Annotated in this window: 13 protein-coding genes; 7 read left to right on the top strand and 6 right to left on the bottom strand. The window is 72.6% G+C overall.

What is annotated here, in order from left to right; all coding sequences use genetic code 11:
* Positions 1–48 precede the first annotated feature (48 nt).
* A complete protein-coding gene (locus PS467_RS19725; RefSeq protein WP_311036401.1) occupies positions 49–1881 on the bottom strand; it encodes a phosphatidylglycerol lysyltransferase domain-containing protein in 1833 nt (610 codons plus the stop codon).
* Between the two features lie 166 nt (positions 1882–2047).
* Between PS467_RS19725 and PS467_RS19720 the strand changes: the two genes are divergently transcribed.
* Positions 2048–3178 carry an alpha/beta hydrolase gene (locus tag PS467_RS19720; protein WP_311036400.1) on the top strand — a complete coding sequence of 377 codons (1131 nt, stop codon included), beginning with the start codon at positions 2048–2050 and terminating at the stop codon, positions 3176–3178.
* A gap of 520 nt (positions 3179–3698) precedes the next feature.
* Here PS467_RS19720 and PS467_RS19715 read toward each other — a convergent pair.
* Positions 3699–4856 (bottom strand): ABC transporter ATP-binding protein, encoded by a 1158-nt coding sequence (locus PS467_RS19715; RefSeq protein ID WP_311036399.1) that lies wholly within the window; start codon positions 4854–4856, stop codon positions 3699–3701.
* 140 nt (positions 4857–4996) lie between these two features.
* Between PS467_RS19715 and PS467_RS19710 the strand changes: the two genes are divergently transcribed.
* From PS467_RS19710 to PS467_RS19695, 4 genes are all read left to right on the top strand, one after another.
* Positions 4997–5680, top strand: a complete 684-nt coding sequence (locus PS467_RS19710; RefSeq protein WP_268972938.1) for an ABC transporter permease — start codon at positions 4997–4999, stop codon at positions 5678–5680.
* Positions 5680–6417 carry an ABC transporter permease gene (locus tag PS467_RS19705; RefSeq protein ID WP_311036398.1) on the top strand — a complete coding sequence of 246 codons (738 nt, stop codon included), beginning with the start codon at positions 5680–5682 and terminating at the stop codon, positions 6415–6417. Before PS467_RS19710 ends, PS467_RS19705 begins: the two co-directional genes overlap by 1 nt.
* A gap of 88 nt (positions 6418–6505) precedes the next feature.
* The gene (locus PS467_RS19700; protein WP_311036397.1) at positions 6506–7465 is read left to right on the top strand and encodes an ABC transporter substrate-binding protein; all 960 of its coding nucleotides are present in this window, start codon (positions 6506–6508) and stop codon (positions 7463–7465) included.
* 131 nt (positions 7466–7596) lie between these two features.
* Positions 7597–8769: a hypothetical protein gene (locus tag PS467_RS19695; protein ID WP_432280610.1), complete on the top strand. Its 1173-nt coding sequence runs from the start codon at positions 7597–7599 to the stop codon at positions 8767–8769.
* Between the two features lie 45 nt (positions 8770–8814).
* Here PS467_RS19695 and PS467_RS19690 read toward each other — a convergent pair whose 3' ends face one another.
* Both PS467_RS19690 and PS467_RS19685 read right to left on the bottom strand, forming a co-directional pair.
* Positions 8815–9957 carry an NADH-quinone oxidoreductase subunit D gene (locus tag PS467_RS19690; protein ID WP_311036395.1) on the bottom strand — a complete coding sequence of 381 codons (1143 nt, stop codon included), beginning with the start codon at positions 9955–9957 and terminating at the stop codon, positions 8815–8817.
* A 91-nt stretch (positions 9958–10048) separates the two neighbouring features.
* Complete coding sequence (locus PS467_RS19685) at positions 10049–11074, bottom strand: SAM-dependent methyltransferase (protein ID WP_311036394.1); 1026 nt, start codon at positions 11072–11074, stop codon at positions 10049–10051.
* 109 nt (positions 11075–11183) lie between these two features.
* Between PS467_RS19685 and PS467_RS19680 the strand changes: the two genes are divergently transcribed.
* Positions 11184–12380: a sensor histidine kinase gene (locus PS467_RS19680; protein WP_311036393.1), complete on the top strand. Its 1197-nt coding sequence runs from the start codon at positions 11184–11186 to the stop codon at positions 12378–12380.
* A 117-nt stretch (positions 12381–12497) separates the two neighbouring features.
* Positions 12498–13196, top strand: coding sequence for a response regulator transcription factor (locus PS467_RS19675; protein ID WP_311036392.1), 699 nt, complete (start codon positions 12498–12500; stop codon positions 13194–13196).
* A 102-nt stretch (positions 13197–13298) separates the two neighbouring features.
* Here the strand turns inward: PS467_RS19675 and PS467_RS19670 are convergent, their stop codons facing one another.
* Both PS467_RS19670 and PS467_RS19665 read right to left on the bottom strand, forming a co-directional pair.
* Positions 13299–13655, bottom strand: a complete 357-nt coding sequence (locus PS467_RS19670) for an ArsR/SmtB family transcription factor (RefSeq protein WP_311036391.1) — start codon at positions 13653–13655, stop codon at positions 13299–13301.
* A gap of 99 nt (positions 13656–13754) precedes the next feature.
* A complete protein-coding gene (locus tag PS467_RS19665) occupies positions 13755–14837 on the bottom strand; it encodes a DUF5937 family protein (RefSeq protein WP_311036390.1) in 1083 nt (360 codons plus the stop codon).
* Between the last annotated feature and the right edge of the window lie 336 nt (positions 14838–15173).

Genomic DNA, 15173 nt, shown 5'->3' with positions numbered 1-15173 from the left:
GGCCGCGCCTGCCGCAGCTGCCGCACCTGCCGGCCGTCGGCTGGCTGGTCAGGCCGCCTGCCGCAGCTCCCGGCCCTCGGTCAGGTGCCGATGGGCGCAGGGCCGGCGCTCCGGGCGCGGTCCGCGGCGCAGCAGCCGGGGCAGGGCCAGTGAGACGAATCCCTCGGCCTGCATCGCGGCCAGGCCGATCCGGGGCAGGTCGCGGGTGTTGCGGAAGACCACGAAGCGCGGCTCCCAGCGCGGCTGGAACTTGGCGTTGAACTTGTACAGCGACTCGATCTGGAACCAGCGGGAGAGGAACACCAGCAGCGCCCGCCAGCCCCGCAGCACCGGGCCGGCGCCCAGCTTCTCGCCGCGCGCCAGCGCCGAGCGGAACATCGCGAAGTTCAGCGACACCCGCCGCACGCCCAGCTCGGGGGCGGCCCGCAGCGCGGCCACGATCAGCAGCTCGTTCATGCCCGGGTCGGCGCTCCGGTCGCGCCGCATCAGGTCCAGCGACATCCCGTCCGGGCCCCACGGCACGAAGTGCAGGACGGCCTTCAAGTCCCCGTACGGGCCCTCCTCGGCGCCCTCGGCGGCGGTCTTGTGGGCGGTGGCGATGACCGCGTCCCCGTCCGCCGGGTCGCCGATCCGGCCCAGCGCCATGGAGAAGCCGCGCTCGGTGTCGGTGCCCCGCCAGTCGGCGGCGGCGCGCCGGATGGTCTCCAGCTCCTCGGGGCTCAGGTCGGCGGCGCGCCGTACCCGGGTCCGGTAGCCGGCCCGCTCGATCCGCTTGACCATCTGGCGTACGTTGCGCATGGCGCGGCCGGACAGGGTGAAGTCCGCCACATCGACGATGGCCTCGTCGCCGAGTTCCAGCGCGTCCAGGCCGGTCTCCCGGGTCCACACCTCGCCGCCGGTCTCGCTGCACCCCATCACCGCCGGGGTCCAGGAGTGGGCCCGCGCCTCGTCCATGAAGCGGGCGATGGCGCCGGGCCACGCCTCCACGTCGCCGACCGGGTCGCCGCTGGCGAGCATCACCCCGGAGACCACGCGGTAGCAGACCGCCGCCTTGCCGCTGGGGGAGAAGACCACGCCCTTGTCGCGGCGGAGCGCGAAGTGGCCGAGCGAGTCGCGGCCCCCGTGGGCGGCGAGCAGGTCCCGCAGCCGCTCCTCGTCCCGCGGGGTGAGCCGGGCGGCGGGGTGTTCGGGGCGGAAGGCGAGATAGGCGGTGGTGGCGACGGTCAGCAGGCCGAGCGCGCCGAGCGAGTAGCCGACCGTGTAGTCCGCGCCGTGGCGGTAGTCGATCGGCCCCTCGAAGCCGAACAGACCCCACAGGACGTGTTCCAGCTGATCGCCGAGCGAGGGACGGCCTTCGATGGAGTAGGGGTGCGAGCGCACGATGAGCAGCCCGACGCCGACACTGACCGCGCCCAGACCCACGAAATTGGCCAGCGCCATCCAGCGGCTGCGCGGATCGGGCAGCGCCGCGAACTCGGCGCGGTAGCGGATCAGCACCGCCAGCAGGACCAGGGAGAGGGCCATGCCGATGATCGAGTGCCGGTAGAGCAGCTGTGCGGCCGCGCCGACCGGCAGCAGTCCCACGGCCGCGACCCAGGCCCGCCGCTTACGCCGCTTGAGGCCGTGGGCCAGCATCAGCAGCAGCAGGCCGACCACGATCGACGCGGCCGCCGCCAGGGAGCTCACGGCGCCCGGCAGCAGCTCGGCGAGGGCGTGCACCCTGCTGTGCCGCAGCCGGGGGAAGACGATGTCCATCAGCCCGATCAGCGTGCAGGCGGTGCCGACGGCCGTCGGCACCGCCTCCGGCCTAGGACCGCGCAGCAGGCGCCGAAACCGGGTGGGAACCTCTCCGGACGTTTCGGCATCTTGACTGTCAGGCATGTCCATTCCCGTCGCATCGGTCAAGGGGATCTTTGGTTCTGTTGCGCGGCATCCGCACGATTTGCGTCCAGTAAGACGGCGTTCGAGGGAGCGGGGTTGCTTCCCCGGCCACCGCTGGGAGGTGCCCCCGGTGGCCCGGAGCCGACCGCCCGGCAGAAAGATAGTGATGGGTCTCACGAGCAACAACATCGTGATCGCGGCGGCCGTCGCGGCGTTGCTGCTGTTCGCGGTCACGATATGGCTGTGGCCCCGGCTGGCCGGGCGTGGGGTGGCCCCCGTGCTCGGCCGGGCCGGTCTGCTGCTGGGCACGCAGCTGACCGTGTTCGTGGCGGTCGGGCTGTTCGCCAACCAGTCCTTCGGTTTCTACGGCTCCTGGTCGGACCTGTTCGGCACGCAGGACGAGCCGGGTGTCGTGGTGGACCACGACACCCCGGGCACCCGGGTGCGGGTCACCGACACCCGCCACCTGGCCGTGGCGGGCGACTCGTCGCCCGAGGTCGCCGGGCGGATCGAGAAGGTGGACATCCAGGGGCCGGTCTCGCGGATCGTGAGCCCCGCCTACGTCTATCTGCCGCCGGAGTACTTCCGGCCCGAGTACGCCCGGCGGACCTTCCCCGCCGCGCTGGTGCTGACCGGCTATCCGGGCACCACCGAATCCCTCATCAATGGCCTGAAATACCCCCAGAAGGCGCACAAGCTGGTCGCGTCGGGGAAAATGCAGCCCCTCGTGCTGGTGATGATGCGGCCGACGGTCGCACCGCCGCGCGACACCGAATGCGTGGACGTCCCCGGGGGCCCGCAGACCGAGACGTTCTTCACCGAGGACCTGCCCAAGGCCGTGGCCCAGCACTACCGGGTGGGCAAGCGGGCCCGTAACTGGGGCGTCATCGGGAATTCCACCGGCGGCTACTGCGCCCTGAAGATGGCGATGCGCCACCCCGACGCGTTCTCCGCGGCCGCCGGGCTCTCCCCGTCGTACCGGGCGCCGATCGACGCGACCACCGGCGATCTGTTCGGCGGCAGCGAGCGGCTGGAGCGGGAGAACGACCTGATGTGGCGGCTGGACCACAAGCCGGCGCCGCCGGTGTCGCTGCTGGTCTCCAGCAGCGCGCACGGCGAGCAGAACTACCAGGACACCGTGCGCTTCGTGAACAAGGTGAAGCGGCTGAACCGGCGCGGGGAGCCCACCCGCATCTCGTCGATCATCCTGGACACCGGCGGTCACAACTTCAACACCTGGAAGCGGGAGCTGCCCGCCGCGCTGGAGTGGCTCGCCGGCCGCCTCGGCGACCGCTGAGGCGGCCGTTTCCCCGCCCCGCACCCGCCCTCCGCGCGCCTCCGCCGCATGGCGCCCTGCCGCACGGTAGTGCTGCCCAGCGGCTCCGCCGCGTGGCAGGGTGCTGCCCGTGCGATGCGCGCGGGCCTGGCCCCGGAGCGGGGTGTGCGGGCACGCGCCGGGGCGGGCGCGGGGCTTCGGCACAAGGTTGTGCGGGCCCCCTCGCCGCGGGTGCGCGGCGCGTGCCGGGCATGGCCGGGGGCGCGTGCCGGCTCTGCCGTATGGCGCCCTGCCGGGCGGTGGTGCTGCCCGTGCGCCTCCGCCGCGTGGCAGGGCACTGCCCGTTCGATGTGCGCAGGCCCGGTCCCGGTGCGATGCGCGCAGGCCCGTGCGATGTGCGCGGGACCGGTACCGGAGCGGGGTGTGCGGGCCCTCGCCGGGGCGGGCGCGGGGCTTCGGCACGGGATGCGCGGGGCCCCCTCGCCGCGGGCGCGCGGCGCGGGCCGGGGGCGCGGGTCGTGGTCGACGGGGGCGAAGCCCCCTACGCGTCGGCGACGGTCTGGAGCTGGACGTCCCCGCGGGCGACGCCGCCCGCGTCGGCGTCGATCGAGCGGCGCAGGGCCTCGTGCAGGCGGGCCGGGGTGAGGACGCCGAGGAAGCGGTCCTCGTCGAGGACCGCGATCCAGCCCGCGTCGTGCTGGAGCATCGTGCTGAACGCCTGCTTGAGCGGCGCCCCGACCGGCAGCCACGCCTCCATCCGGCGCGCGTGGTCCCGTACGGTCCCCTTCTCGCCGTCGGCCGCGTCCGCCGGGATCCAGCCGTGCAGCCGCTCCGCGTCGTCCAGGACGACGGCCCAGCGCGCCCCGTCCGAGGCCAGCCGGGCGGCCGCCTTGGGGAGCGGGTCGTCGAGGTGGACGACGGGCGGCTGTTCCAGGTCGCCGGGTTCGATGGGGGTGACCGACAGCCGCTTCAGCCCGCGGTCGGCGCCGACGAAGTCGGCCACATACGGGGTGGCGGGCGCGCCCAGCACCGTGGCGGGGGTGTCGAACTGCTCGATCCGCCCCGACCCGTAGACCGCGATCCGGTCCCCGAGCCGGACCGCCTCCTCGATGTCATGAGTCACGAAGAGCACCGTTTTGCGCACCTGCGACTGAAGGCGCAGGAATTCGTTCTGCAGATGTTCCCGGACGACCGGGTCGACCGCACCGAACGGCTCGTCCATCAGCAGCACCGGCGGATCCGCGGCCAGCGCACGGGCCACGCCGACGCGTTGCCGCTGTCCGCCCGAGAGCTGGTCGGGGTAGCGGTCGCCGTAGACGGACGGGTCGAGGCCGACCAGGTCGAGCAGCTCGGCGGCGCGCTCCCGCCCCTTCTTCCGCTGCCAGCCCAGCAGATGCGGCACGGTGGAGGTGTTCTCCAGCACGGTCTTGTGCGGGAAGAGCCCGACCTGCTGGATGACGTAGCCGATGCGGCGGCGCAGGGCGACCGGATCCGCCTCGGCGATGTCCTCGCCGTCCACCAGGATCCGCCCCGACGTGGGCTCGATGAGCCGGTTCACCATCTTCATCGTCGTGGTCTTGCCGCAGCCCGAGGGGCCGACGAGCGTGATCAGCTCACCCTCCGCCACCTCGAAGGAGAGGTCGTCCACGGCCGTTGTGCCATCGGCGTAGCGCTTGGTGACGTGCTCGAAACGGATCATGGCTCCCCATTGTTGCCGCATTCGTGGCAGACATTGTTGCTGTTGTGTGGCGATCGGACGAGATTGTCATCTCCCGGGGTTAGGGTCACCAGGAATTGGTGAAGGGCAACCGGTCCGCGACCGACGGGGGAGGTGAGCGTATGGCCGACGGAAACTGTCTGATCAGTAACGAGTGGATATGCGGTGAGTATGTACGCACACGTGGTCAGGAGCTGACGGACGCGACGCTCGAACATGTGTGGATCACACTCGCCTCGGTCGCGATCGGTCTGGTGGTCGCCTTTCCGCTGGCGCTGCTGGCCCGCCGCTGGCGGGCCGTGGCCGGACCGGTGCTGGGGCTGACCACGATCCTCTACACGGTGCCGTCGCTGGCGATGTTCTCGCTGCTGCTGCCCGTGTTCGGGATCTCGGCCGCCGTGGTGATCACCGGCCTGGTGCTCTATTCGCTGACGATCCTGGTGCGCAACATCATGGCCGGTCTCGCCTCGGTGCCCGAGGAGGCGCGGGAGGCGGCCCGGGGCATGGGATACGGCCCGCTGCGGCTGCTCTTCGGCGTGGAACTGCCCCTCGCGCTGCCCGCGCTGATGGCCGGTCTGCGGATCACGACCGTCTCCACGGTCTCGCTCACCACGGTGGGCGCGATCATCGGCTACGGCGGCCTCGGCAACCTCATCTACGAGGGCATGCGCAGCTTCTTCAAGGCCGAGGTGCTCACCGCCTCGGTGCTGTGCGTGGCGCTGGCGGTCGTGGCGGATCTGCTGCTGCTCGCCCTCCAGCGGCTGCTGACGCCGTGGACGCGCAAGAGTCGGAAGGGCACCGCCTGATGGACGTCGTCGCCAAGGCGTGGACCTGGCTGGCCACCGGTTCGCACTGGACCGGGCCCGACGGAGTGTGGCACCGGCTCGGCCAGCATCTGTTCCTCACCTTCGTCTGCCTGGCGATCGCCTGCGCGGTGGCGCTGCCGATCGCCGTGGCGCTCGGCCACATCGGCAAGGGCGGCGCGCTCGCGGTCAACATCTCCAACGCGGGGCGCGCCGTGCCCACCTTCGCCGTGCTGGTGCTGCTGCTGCTCAGCCCGCTGGGGTCGCACGGTCAGTGGCCCACGATCATCGCGCTGGTGCTGTTCGCCATCCCGCCGCTGCTCACCAACGCCTATGTCGGGGTGCGCGAGGCGGACCGGGAGGTCGTGGAGGCGGCCCGCGGCATGGGGATGACCGGCGGCCAGCTGATCCGCCGGGTCGAGCTGCCGCTGGCGTTCCCGCTCGTCATGACGGGGGTGCGGACCGCCGCGGTACAGGTCGTGGCCACCGCGACGCTGGCCGCGCTGCCCGGCGGCGGCGGGCTCGGCCGGATCATCACGGCGGGCTTCCGGCTCACCGACACCCCGCAGGTGGTGGCCGGGGCGGTGCTGGTCGCCGCCCTCGCGCTGGTGGTCGAGGGCGTCTTCGTGGTGCTGGGCCTGGTGCTGGACCCGATGCGGCGCAGGACGGGGCGGCGGCCGGCCGCCGCCCAGCGCCCGCCCGCCGACCAGGCGCCCACGTCACCCGCGCTGACGACGTAGCACACGGCGCGGGGGCCCCGTGACCGGATGCCGAGCGCGGACGGCGCGGACGGCGCGCACAACGCTGACAACTATGGATGGGGAACCCATGAGCAAGATCTATCGGGCGGCGGCCGCCGTGGCGGGAGCCGCCGTGCTGACGGCCGGTCTGACCGCCTGTGGCGGCGACAGCCTGGAGAAGTCGGGCGGCGGCGACAGCTCCGGTGAACCGGGCAAGGGCTCGCTGGTGATCGGGTCCGCCTCCTTCTCCGAGTCGAAGATCCTCGCGGAGCTGTACGCGGGGCTTCTGAAGGACGCCGGCTATTCCACTTCGATCAAGACGGTGGACGCCCGCGAGCTGTATGAACCGGCCCTGGAGAAGGGCCAGATGGATGTCGTACCGGAGTACGCGGCGACGCTGGCCGAATTCCTCAACCAGAAGAAGAACGGGTCGAATGCCGCCCCGGTGGCCTCCTCGGACATCGACGAGACGGTCACGGCGCTGAAGAAGCTCGCCGAACCGCGCGGACTGAAGGTGCTGGACCCGGGTAAGGCCGTGGATCAGAACGCCTTCGCGGTCAGCCGTGACTTCGCGCGGAAGCACGGCCTCAAGACGCTCTCCGACCTCGGGAAGTCGAAGCAGAAGGTCACCCTGGCGGCGGGCGACGAATGCCCGAAGCGGCCCTTCTGCCAGCCGGGTCTGGAGAAGACGTACGGCATCGACGTCGCCGGGATCGACCCGCTGGACATCGGCAGCGTCCAGGCCAAGCAGGCGGTCAAGGACGGTAAGGACCAGATGGTCCTGACCACGACCACGGACAGCACGCTTGATCAGTTCGGACTGGTGCTGCTCGACGACGACAAAAATCTCCAGAATGCCGACAACGTACTTCCCGTGGTGAATGCGAAGTCCGCTGGTTCGCAGAAGATCGCGGACACGCTGAACAAGCTCAACACCGTGTTGACGACCACGGATCTGGCCGAACTCAACAAGAAGGTCGACGCCGAGCGGCTCAAGCCGGCCGAGGTCGCCGATGACTACCTGCGGGACAAGGGACTGGTGAAGTAGGATCAAAACCCCGCCCGGGAGGGTTTGGCAAGTGATCATCGCCGCGCCACCGCCGTATTTGCCAACGGATTGACAACGGATCTGGCCCGGCGGGCACCCAAGCGACCCCTTTGCACGGTAAGTTTCGGGCCATGCCACGTGGACGCCACCGCCAATCCCCACCGCTGCACAGGCTCCTTCTCCCGGTTTCGGTCGCAGCCGCGTCAATAACCTGTGCCGCCGGTGCCTGGCTGGTCGGCGACACGGCCGTGATCCGCGGATGCGCCGCGACCGCGGCCGCCGCCGCGGTCGTCGGTGCCGTTCTGATGCGCCGTTGGGACCGCTCGGCCGGCCGCCGGGTCGCGGAGGCCGCGAGTGAGGCCGCGCGCCAGGAGATGAAGTACGAGGAGCGGATCGCGGAGCTCGAGGCGGACGCCGAGAAGGCGGTCGAGCTCCGCGTCGCGCTCAACACCCGGCTGCGGGCCAAACGCGCCGAGCTCGCCCGGCTGCGCAATGAGCACGCCGAGCTGCTGCGCCGCTACGCCACGGCCGAGACCGAGCGGGCCAGCGCCCTGGAGGGCCGCCGCCGGCTCGCACTGGAGGCCGCGACCACCCCGGCGAGGGAACTGGAGGCGGCGCCCGGGGCCACCGGGGCCGATGAGCCGGCCTCTGGCGTTGGTGAGCCCGCCTTTGGGGCTGGTGACTCCGCCTCCGGGACCGCCGTGCTGTCGGCCTCCGCGTACGCCAAGGCCGACGAGGCGCTGAACCGGCTCAAGGAGAGCGCGCGACGGCAGAAGGAGCGGCGGGAGCAGGCCGCCGCGGCGGACGCCCGGACGACCGACGCCCGGCCCGCGGCCCCGGAGGGAGACGCGGAGCAGGGCGACCGGAAGACCCGGCCCGCGAACCGCGACGAGAACCGGCCCGCGAACCCGCCCGAGAACCGGTCCGAGAACCGGGACGAGGACCGAGGGGACGGTGCCGCCCCGCTGGGGAAGTCCCCGGCGGCCGGCGGGCAGGACGACGACGGCCCCCGCGAGCCGCGTACCCACGCCCGTACGGCCGCCTCGGCGGTGGTGCCGTATGCCGCGGCGCGCCGGGCCGCCTCCCGTTCGGAGGGCGGCTTCGACTACTTCGGCACCCAGAAGAAGCACCCGAAGAAGCAGAAGCGGGCGCCCGCACCGGCCGAGGAGGACCTCGCCGACGTGATCGGCGACGAGACCCTCGCGGAGACCAGGAAGGGTGCGGTCGGCGAGGTCATCGACCTGACCGCGCACGACGACACCGAGCACATCGACCTCGGGGAGCTGCGCAGCGCGATCTCGTAAGGGGATCGCCCGCGCGGCCCGCGGCCGGCACCGGCTGCTCGCGGACTACTTGTCGATGTCGCCGACGACGAAGAAGAGCGACCCCAGGATCGCCACCATGTCGGCGACGAGGGTGCCCGGCAGCAGCTCGGTGAGCGCCTGGATGTTGTTGTACGAGGCCGAGCGGAGCTTCAGCCGGTACGGCGTCTTCTCGCCCTTGGAGACGAGGTAGTAGCCGTTGAGACCGAGCGGGTTCTCGGTCCAGGCGTAGGTGTGGCCCTCGGGCGCCTTGAGCACCTTCGGCAGCCGCTGGTTGATCGGGCCCGGCGGGAGCCCTTCGATCCGGTCCAGGCAGGCGTCGGCCAGCGCCAGGGAGTTGTGGGTCTGCTCCAGCAGGCATTCGAAACGGGCGAGGCAGTCGCCCTCCTCGCGGACGACGACCTTGAGGACGTCCTGGAGGTCCCCGTACGCCAGGTACGGCTCGTCGCGCCGCAGGTCGAAGTCGACGCCCGAGGCCCGCGCGATGGGGCCGCTGACCCCGTAGGCGTGCACCGTCTCGCGCGCCAGCACGCCGACGTCGCGGGTGCGGCCGCGGAAGATCTCGTTGCCGAGCACCAGGTCGTCGTACACGTCCATCCGCGAGCGCACCTCGGCCACGGCCTGCCGGGCCCGGCCCAGCCAGCCCGCCGGGAGGTCGTCCTTGAGGCCGCCGACCCGGTTGAACATGTAGTGCATCCGGCCGCCGGAGATCTCCTCCATGACGTGCTGGAGGTCCTCGCGCTCCCGGAACGCGTAGAAGATCGGCGTGATGCCGCCCAGCTCCAGGGGGTAGGAGCCGAGGAACATCAGGTGGTTCAGGACCCGGTTGAGCTCGGCGAGCAGCGTACGGGTCCACACCGCCCGCTCCGGGACCTCCATGCCCAGCATCCGCTCGACGGCCAGGACCACGCCGAGCTCGTTGGAGAAGGCGGAGAGCCAGTCGTGGCGGTTGGCGAGCATGATGATCTGCCGGTAGTCGCGCGCCTCGAAGAGCTTCTCCGCGCCCCGGTGCATATAGCCGATCACCGGCTCGGCGCTGTGGATCCGCTCCCCGTCGAGGACCAGCCGAAGCCGCAGCACACCATGGGTGGAGGGGTGCTGTGGGCCGATGTTGAGCACCATGTCCGTGCTCTCCGCGGCGCCGCCGATGCCGACTGTCGTCTCCGTCATGCCCCCAGTCTCTCAGCTCTCCGAACGCCCCTCGCGGGTGCTCCCCGGCCCCGGACCGGGCTCCTGCGCTCCTTGGGATGTCCGCCGCCGGTCACAGGTGGCGGAGGGCGGCGCAGGCGGGACCCACCGGGTGGAGGAGCCAGGTGAAGGCGCCCAGACCGGCCGGGTCGGTCAGCTCCGCGGCCTCGCCCGCCGCGCTGAGGGCGCGGACGTAGCCGGCCGGGTCGGTGGTGGCCAGGGTGAGCGGGGGGCGGCGGGCGTCGAGGCCCAGGGCGCGCAGCGCCTCGGCCTGGGTCATCAGCCCGGAGCCGGGCCCGGCCGCGGCGGCGCACGCGTCCATCGCGACGTGCGCCGTCAGATCGCACGAGCCGTCCGGGACGGGCCGGACCTCGCGCCCCTCCCGGAAGCCGGTCAGCGTGCCGAAGGGGGGACGGGCGGCGCGTTCGTGGGCGTAGTCGACGGCGACCGCCAGGCCCGCCCGCAGGGAGCGCACGGCCCGTGCCCAGGCGGCGTCGCGCGGGTGGCCGATCTCCGCCCGCAGCCCCGGTTCGGCGCCCGCCAGGGGCCACCAGCGGGCCAGCCATGCGGCGTCCTCGCCGGCCACCGGGGCGCCGAGCCGCTCGGTGCCGTCCCCGGCCGTCAGATCCACCTCGACCCGGCGCGGCACACCGTCCGCGTCGGTCTCGGCGACGTCCACCGGGACGTTGTCCAGCCACTCATTGGCGAACAGCAGCCCCACGCACCCCTCCGGCGGGGCGTCGAGCCAGGCGATCCGCCCGTCCAGGCCGGCCGGCCGCTCCGCCCGCTCCACCGCGTACGCACGCAGCCGCCACTCCAGTCCGTGCGGCAGGCCGGGGGCCAGGGCGAGCACCCCCGTGAGCAGTTCGCCGCGGCCGGCGCCCAGGTCCACCAGCGCCAGCTCCGCGGGTCGCCCCAGCGCCTCGTCCACGCGCTCCAGCAGCCGTGCCACCGCTTGGGCGTAGAGCGGTGAGGCATGCACCGAGGTGCGGAAATGCCCCGCCGGGCCCTCCGCGCTCCGGAAGAAGCCGCCCGTCCCGTACAGCGCCTGTTCGGCCGCCGTACGCCATCCGCTCCACTCATGCTGCTCAGTCGCCACTCCGCCACGCTAAACGGAGTCGTATCCACCTTGGGGAGTAGGACCGGGTGGTACGGATCGCCCCTCGGGCTGACCCGAGAGGGTCTCCGCGCTACCTACGCTGGGTGACGTGCAGCGCCTCTACGAATTCCTCCGCAGGCATCCGACGGGGGTGGACACCTTCTGGGCCGTCCTCCTCGTCGGTTTCGGGTTCCTGTGGCTCGTGGAGGCGTCCGTGGGCGCGGAGCCCCGGAGCGCGGCCGTGCCGATCATCCTGGCGCTGGGCACGACGATCGCGCTGCGTCGCCGCGCCCCCGAGAAGATGCTGGCGCTGGCCATCCTGTGCGGGGTCGCCCAGATGGCCACGGGCATCCGGCCCAACCCCACCGACTTCGCCATGCTGGTGATCGTCTACACGGTGGCGGTCACCTGCTCGCGCCCGGCCTCCCGGTTCGCGCTGGGCGCGGCGCTCAGCGCGACCCCCCTCTCGGCCCTCCGCTGGCCGCACGCCGAGCAGACCTGGTGGGCGAACGTCGTCTCGACGGTCTTCGTCGCCATCCCCTTCGTCCTGGCCTGGGTGCTCGGCGACTCGATCCGCACCCGCCGCGCCTACTACGCCCAGCTCGAGGAGCGCGCCGCCCGGCTGGAGAAGGAGCGCGAGGCACAGTCGAAGGTCGCGGTGGCCGCCGAGCGCGCCCGGATCGCGCGGGAGCTGCACGACGTCGTGGCGCACAACGTATCGGTGATGGTGGTCCAGGCGGACGGCGCCGCGTACGTCATGGACGCCTCGCCCGAACAGGCCCGGCAGGCGCTGGAGACGATCTCCGGCACCGGCCGCCAGGCGCTCGCCGAGATGCGGCGGCTGCTGGGCGTGCTGCGCACCGGGGAGCCGGGCGAGGAGAACGAGTACGTCCCCCAGCCGGACGTCGAGCAGATCGACGAGCTCGTGAAGCAGGCGCGCGGTGCCGGGCTCCCGGTGGACTTCAAGGTGGTGGGCAGCCCGCGCCAGCTGCCCAGCGGGGTCGAGCTGACCGCGTACCGCATCGTGCAGGAGGCGCTCACCAACACGCGTAAGCACGGCGGCCCGGACGTGGGCGCGAGCGTCCGCCTCACCTACTTCGACGACGGGCTCGGGCTGCTGGTCGAGGACGACGGGCGGGGTGCGCAGCGCGAGATGTACGAGGACGGCGGCGCCGACGGCAGCGGCCACGGGCTGATCGGGATGCGGGAGCGCGTCGGCATGGTGGGCGGCACGCTCGACGCGGGCCCGCGGCCGGGCGGCGGCTTCCGGATCAGCGCACTGCTGCCGCTGAAACCGGTCCGCTGAGCGGTGGGCGCGCCATGAGCCGTACGTGCACGTATATGCCCGTATGTGCTCGTGATCAGACCAGGTTGTCGGCCGGTTGTCGGCCGGCTGTCGGCCAGAGGGAAGGGACCCGTCCGGATGTCGATCCGCGTCATGCTCGTCGATGACCAAATGCTGCTGCGCACCGGCTTCCGGATGGTGCTCGCGGCCCAGCCCGACATGGAGGTCGTCGCCGAGGCGGGAGACGGGGTGGAGGCACTGGAGGCGCTGCGCTCCACGGAGGTGGACGTCGTCCTCATGGACGTCCGGATGCCGAAGCTGGACGGGGTGGAGACGACCCGGCGGATATGCGAGCGGGAGGGGGCGCCGAAGGTCATCATCCTGACCACGTTCGATCTGGACGAGTACGCCTTCTCCGCGCTCAAGGCCGGGGCGGGCGGCTTCATGCTCAAGGACGTGCCGCCGGAGGAACTGCTCACGGCGATCCGCGCGGTGCACAGCGGTGACGCGGTAGTCGCGCCCAGTACGACGCGCCGGCTGCTGGACCGGTTCGCGCCGATGCTGCCGGGCAGCGGGGGAGCCGGCGGGGCGGTGGGCCGGGACCGTCCGGAGCTGGCGCGGCTCACCGACCGGGAGCGCGAGGTGATGCTGCTGGTCGCGCAGGGGCTGTCGAACGGCGAGATCGCGGCGCGGCTGGTGCTGTCCGAGGCGACCGTGAAGACCCATGTGGGCCGCATCCTCACCAAGCTGGAGCTGCGCGACCGGGTGCAGGTGGTGGTGATGGCCTATGAGACGGGGCTGGTACGGGCCGGGGGCTCGGCCGGACCGGCCCGCTGAGACGGCGTCCTTACGGTCGTGTTCACGGCCGTGACGGCCGCCTTACTGCCGTGGCGGGCGTCTTACCGCCGTGACGGCCGCCTTACTGCCTGGGCGGGCGCCTTACCGTTCGTCCTCGCCGCGCGCACCGTCCTCCTGCCGCTCGCGCAACACCAGGTCGAGCAGTCCGGGGAAGCGCTGGTCGAACTCGGGGCGGCGCAGCCGGTTGACCCGCTTGGGGCCCTGGTCGCGCTGTTCGATCAGCCCGGCCGCGCGCAGCACCGAGAAGTGGTGGCTGAGGGCCGCCTTGCCCACGGGCACGTCGAAGGTGCCGCAGGTGCGCTCCCAGTCGGCCGCCGTGGCCAGCTCGCGGACCAGCTGAAGCCGCACGGGATCGGCGAGCGCCGCGAGCGCGGTCTGCACGGGGACGTCGTCGGGGTGGGTGTGCTCGGGCGCGGGCCGGTGGCTCCGGTTGCTCATCGCTGCTCTGCTCCTCCGCCGCTCACGGCCCACGCACGGCCCCGGCTGATGTTCGCTGTGGGGTGAACATCCTAGGCGGGCGCGGCCGGGCATGCGGCCCTACCGCAGGACGCTCTCCAGGAAGTCGCTGCCCAGCCGGGCCACCGAGGTCAGCTCGAGCTGGTGCAGCACATAGCGGCCACGGCGGCGGGTGGTGAGGAGACCGGCCTTCTTCAGGACGGCGATGTGGCGGGAGACCTCCGGGGGCGTGATGCCGTGCGACTCGGAGAGTTCACCGGTGGTGTGCGGGCCGCGGGCGAGCGTGCGGCACAGGCGCATGCGCATCGGGTGGGCCAGGGCATCGAGGCGGCGCTGGACGAGCTCCAGGGCGGCGGGCGGGGGCAGCTCGGGGGTGGTGACCGGGTACTGGACCACCGGGCGCCAGCCGGGGGCGTGGACGACGAAGAGATGCGGCCAGCCGAAGGCGGTCGGGATGAAGGTGATGCCGTCGCCGGACGCCGTCGTACGGCCGCCCGCCAGCTTGTCGACCAGGACGCGGTCCCCGTCCTCCGACAGCGACAGCGCGGCCGAGGCCGCCGCCAGCGCCTCCGCGAGCCCCTTGCGCCGTAGCAGCTCGGCCTTGTGGCGGGCGTCGGCGGCCAGCTGGACGCGCACCCGCCGCCAGGTGTCGGCGAAGAACGCCTGGTCGCAGTCCTCCAGCAGCCGCCGCAACCACACCCGCAGCCCGTCCGGGTCGGCCAGCATGCGATCGGTGAAGGCCGCCTGCCGAGGCCCCCGGGCCGCCGCCATCTCGCGGACCCGGGCCCGTTCGTCCGCGTCGACCAGCGGCGAGGGGGTGTGCTGGGTGTACGAGGTGGAGCAGGCGATCTCGAAGGCGGCCGCCACGAACGTCTCGTCGTCGATCCGGTCCAGCGCGTCCAGCTCCTCCGCGAGCGTCGCCCCGGGGACGGCCGGGAGGAGCAGATCGGAGCGGGCCGAGCGCCACAGGAAGTCGGCTTCGTGGAGCCGGTCCGCGAGATCCGGTTTGAGGCCGGAGGCGGTGGCGGTGGCCCAGCCGTGCAGCCCGGGGTGGTGGCCGGGCTCGGACAGCACATGGAGCGCGGCGCCCAGCTCGGCGAGCGGGGACGGGCTGAAGACGATGCGCTCGGGCGGTAGCCCGGCGATGTCGATGACGTTGGCCATGTGCCCATGGTGCGGGAGTCCCCGGTCGGCGCCGCCCTCGTTTGACGGCCCTCGTCAATCGGCGTGACCCGCGCCCGGGGCCGGGCGGACGGTCGAGCCATGTCCCTCACCGAGCAGTACGCACTCGACCTGTACCGGGCCGCCCAGCGCGGCGAACCCGCCCCGCCCGCACCGGGCCGGCACCACTGGCGCACCCTCCGGGAGCTGCGGGAGTACCGCGACTTCCGGCGGGTGATGGCGGAGCGCCCGGTCCGCCGCCGCGGCCGTCATGGCCGCCTTACGGACGCGCTGCGCGCCGTAAGGGCCCTCGGCGTCCTGTGGACCGGGAAAGCGAGC

Origin of the sequence: Streptomyces luomodiensis, assembly GCF_031679605.1 — a bacterium.
Classification (GTDB): domain Bacteria; phylum Actinomycetota; class Actinomycetes; order Streptomycetales; family Streptomycetaceae; genus Streptomyces; species Streptomyces luomodiensis.
This window is presented reverse-complemented; position numbering and strand designations above follow the sequence as displayed.

Coding starts and splice junctions, on each gene's coding strand:
- PS467_RS19725 (WP_311036401.1), bottom strand. CDS start 1,881: ATGCCTGACAGTCAAGATGCCGAAACGTCCGGAGAGGTTCCCACCCGG.
- PS467_RS19720 (WP_311036400.1), top strand. CDS start 2,048: ATGGGTCTCACGAGCAACAACATCGTGATCGCGGCGGCCGTCGCGGCG.
- PS467_RS19715 (WP_311036399.1), bottom strand. CDS start 4,856: ATGATCCGTTTCGAGCACGTCACCAAGCGCTACGCCGATGGCACAACG.
- PS467_RS19710 (WP_268972938.1), top strand. CDS start 4,997: ATGGCCGACGGAAACTGTCTGATCAGTAACGAGTGGATATGCGGTGAG.
- PS467_RS19705 (WP_311036398.1), top strand. CDS start 5,680: ATGGACGTCGTCGCCAAGGCGTGGACCTGGCTGGCCACCGGTTCGCAC.
- PS467_RS19700 (WP_311036397.1), top strand. CDS start 6,506: ATGAGCAAGATCTATCGGGCGGCGGCCGCCGTGGCGGGAGCCGCCGTG.
- PS467_RS19695 (WP_432280610.1), top strand. CDS start 7,597: ATGCCACGTGGACGCCACCGCCAATCCCCACCGCTGCACAGGCTCCTT.
- PS467_RS19690 (WP_311036395.1), bottom strand. CDS start 9,957: ATGACGGAGACGACAGTCGGCATCGGCGGCGCCGCGGAGAGCACGGAC.
- PS467_RS19675 (WP_311036392.1), top strand. CDS start 12,498: ATGTCGATCCGCGTCATGCTCGTCGATGACCAAATGCTGCTGCGCACC.
- PS467_RS19670 (WP_311036391.1), bottom strand. CDS start 13,655: ATGAGCAACCGGAGCCACCGGCCCGCGCCCGAGCACACCCACCCCGAC.
- PS467_RS19665 (WP_311036390.1), bottom strand. CDS start 14,837: ATGGCCAACGTCATCGACATCGCCGGGCTACCGCCCGAGCGCATCGTC.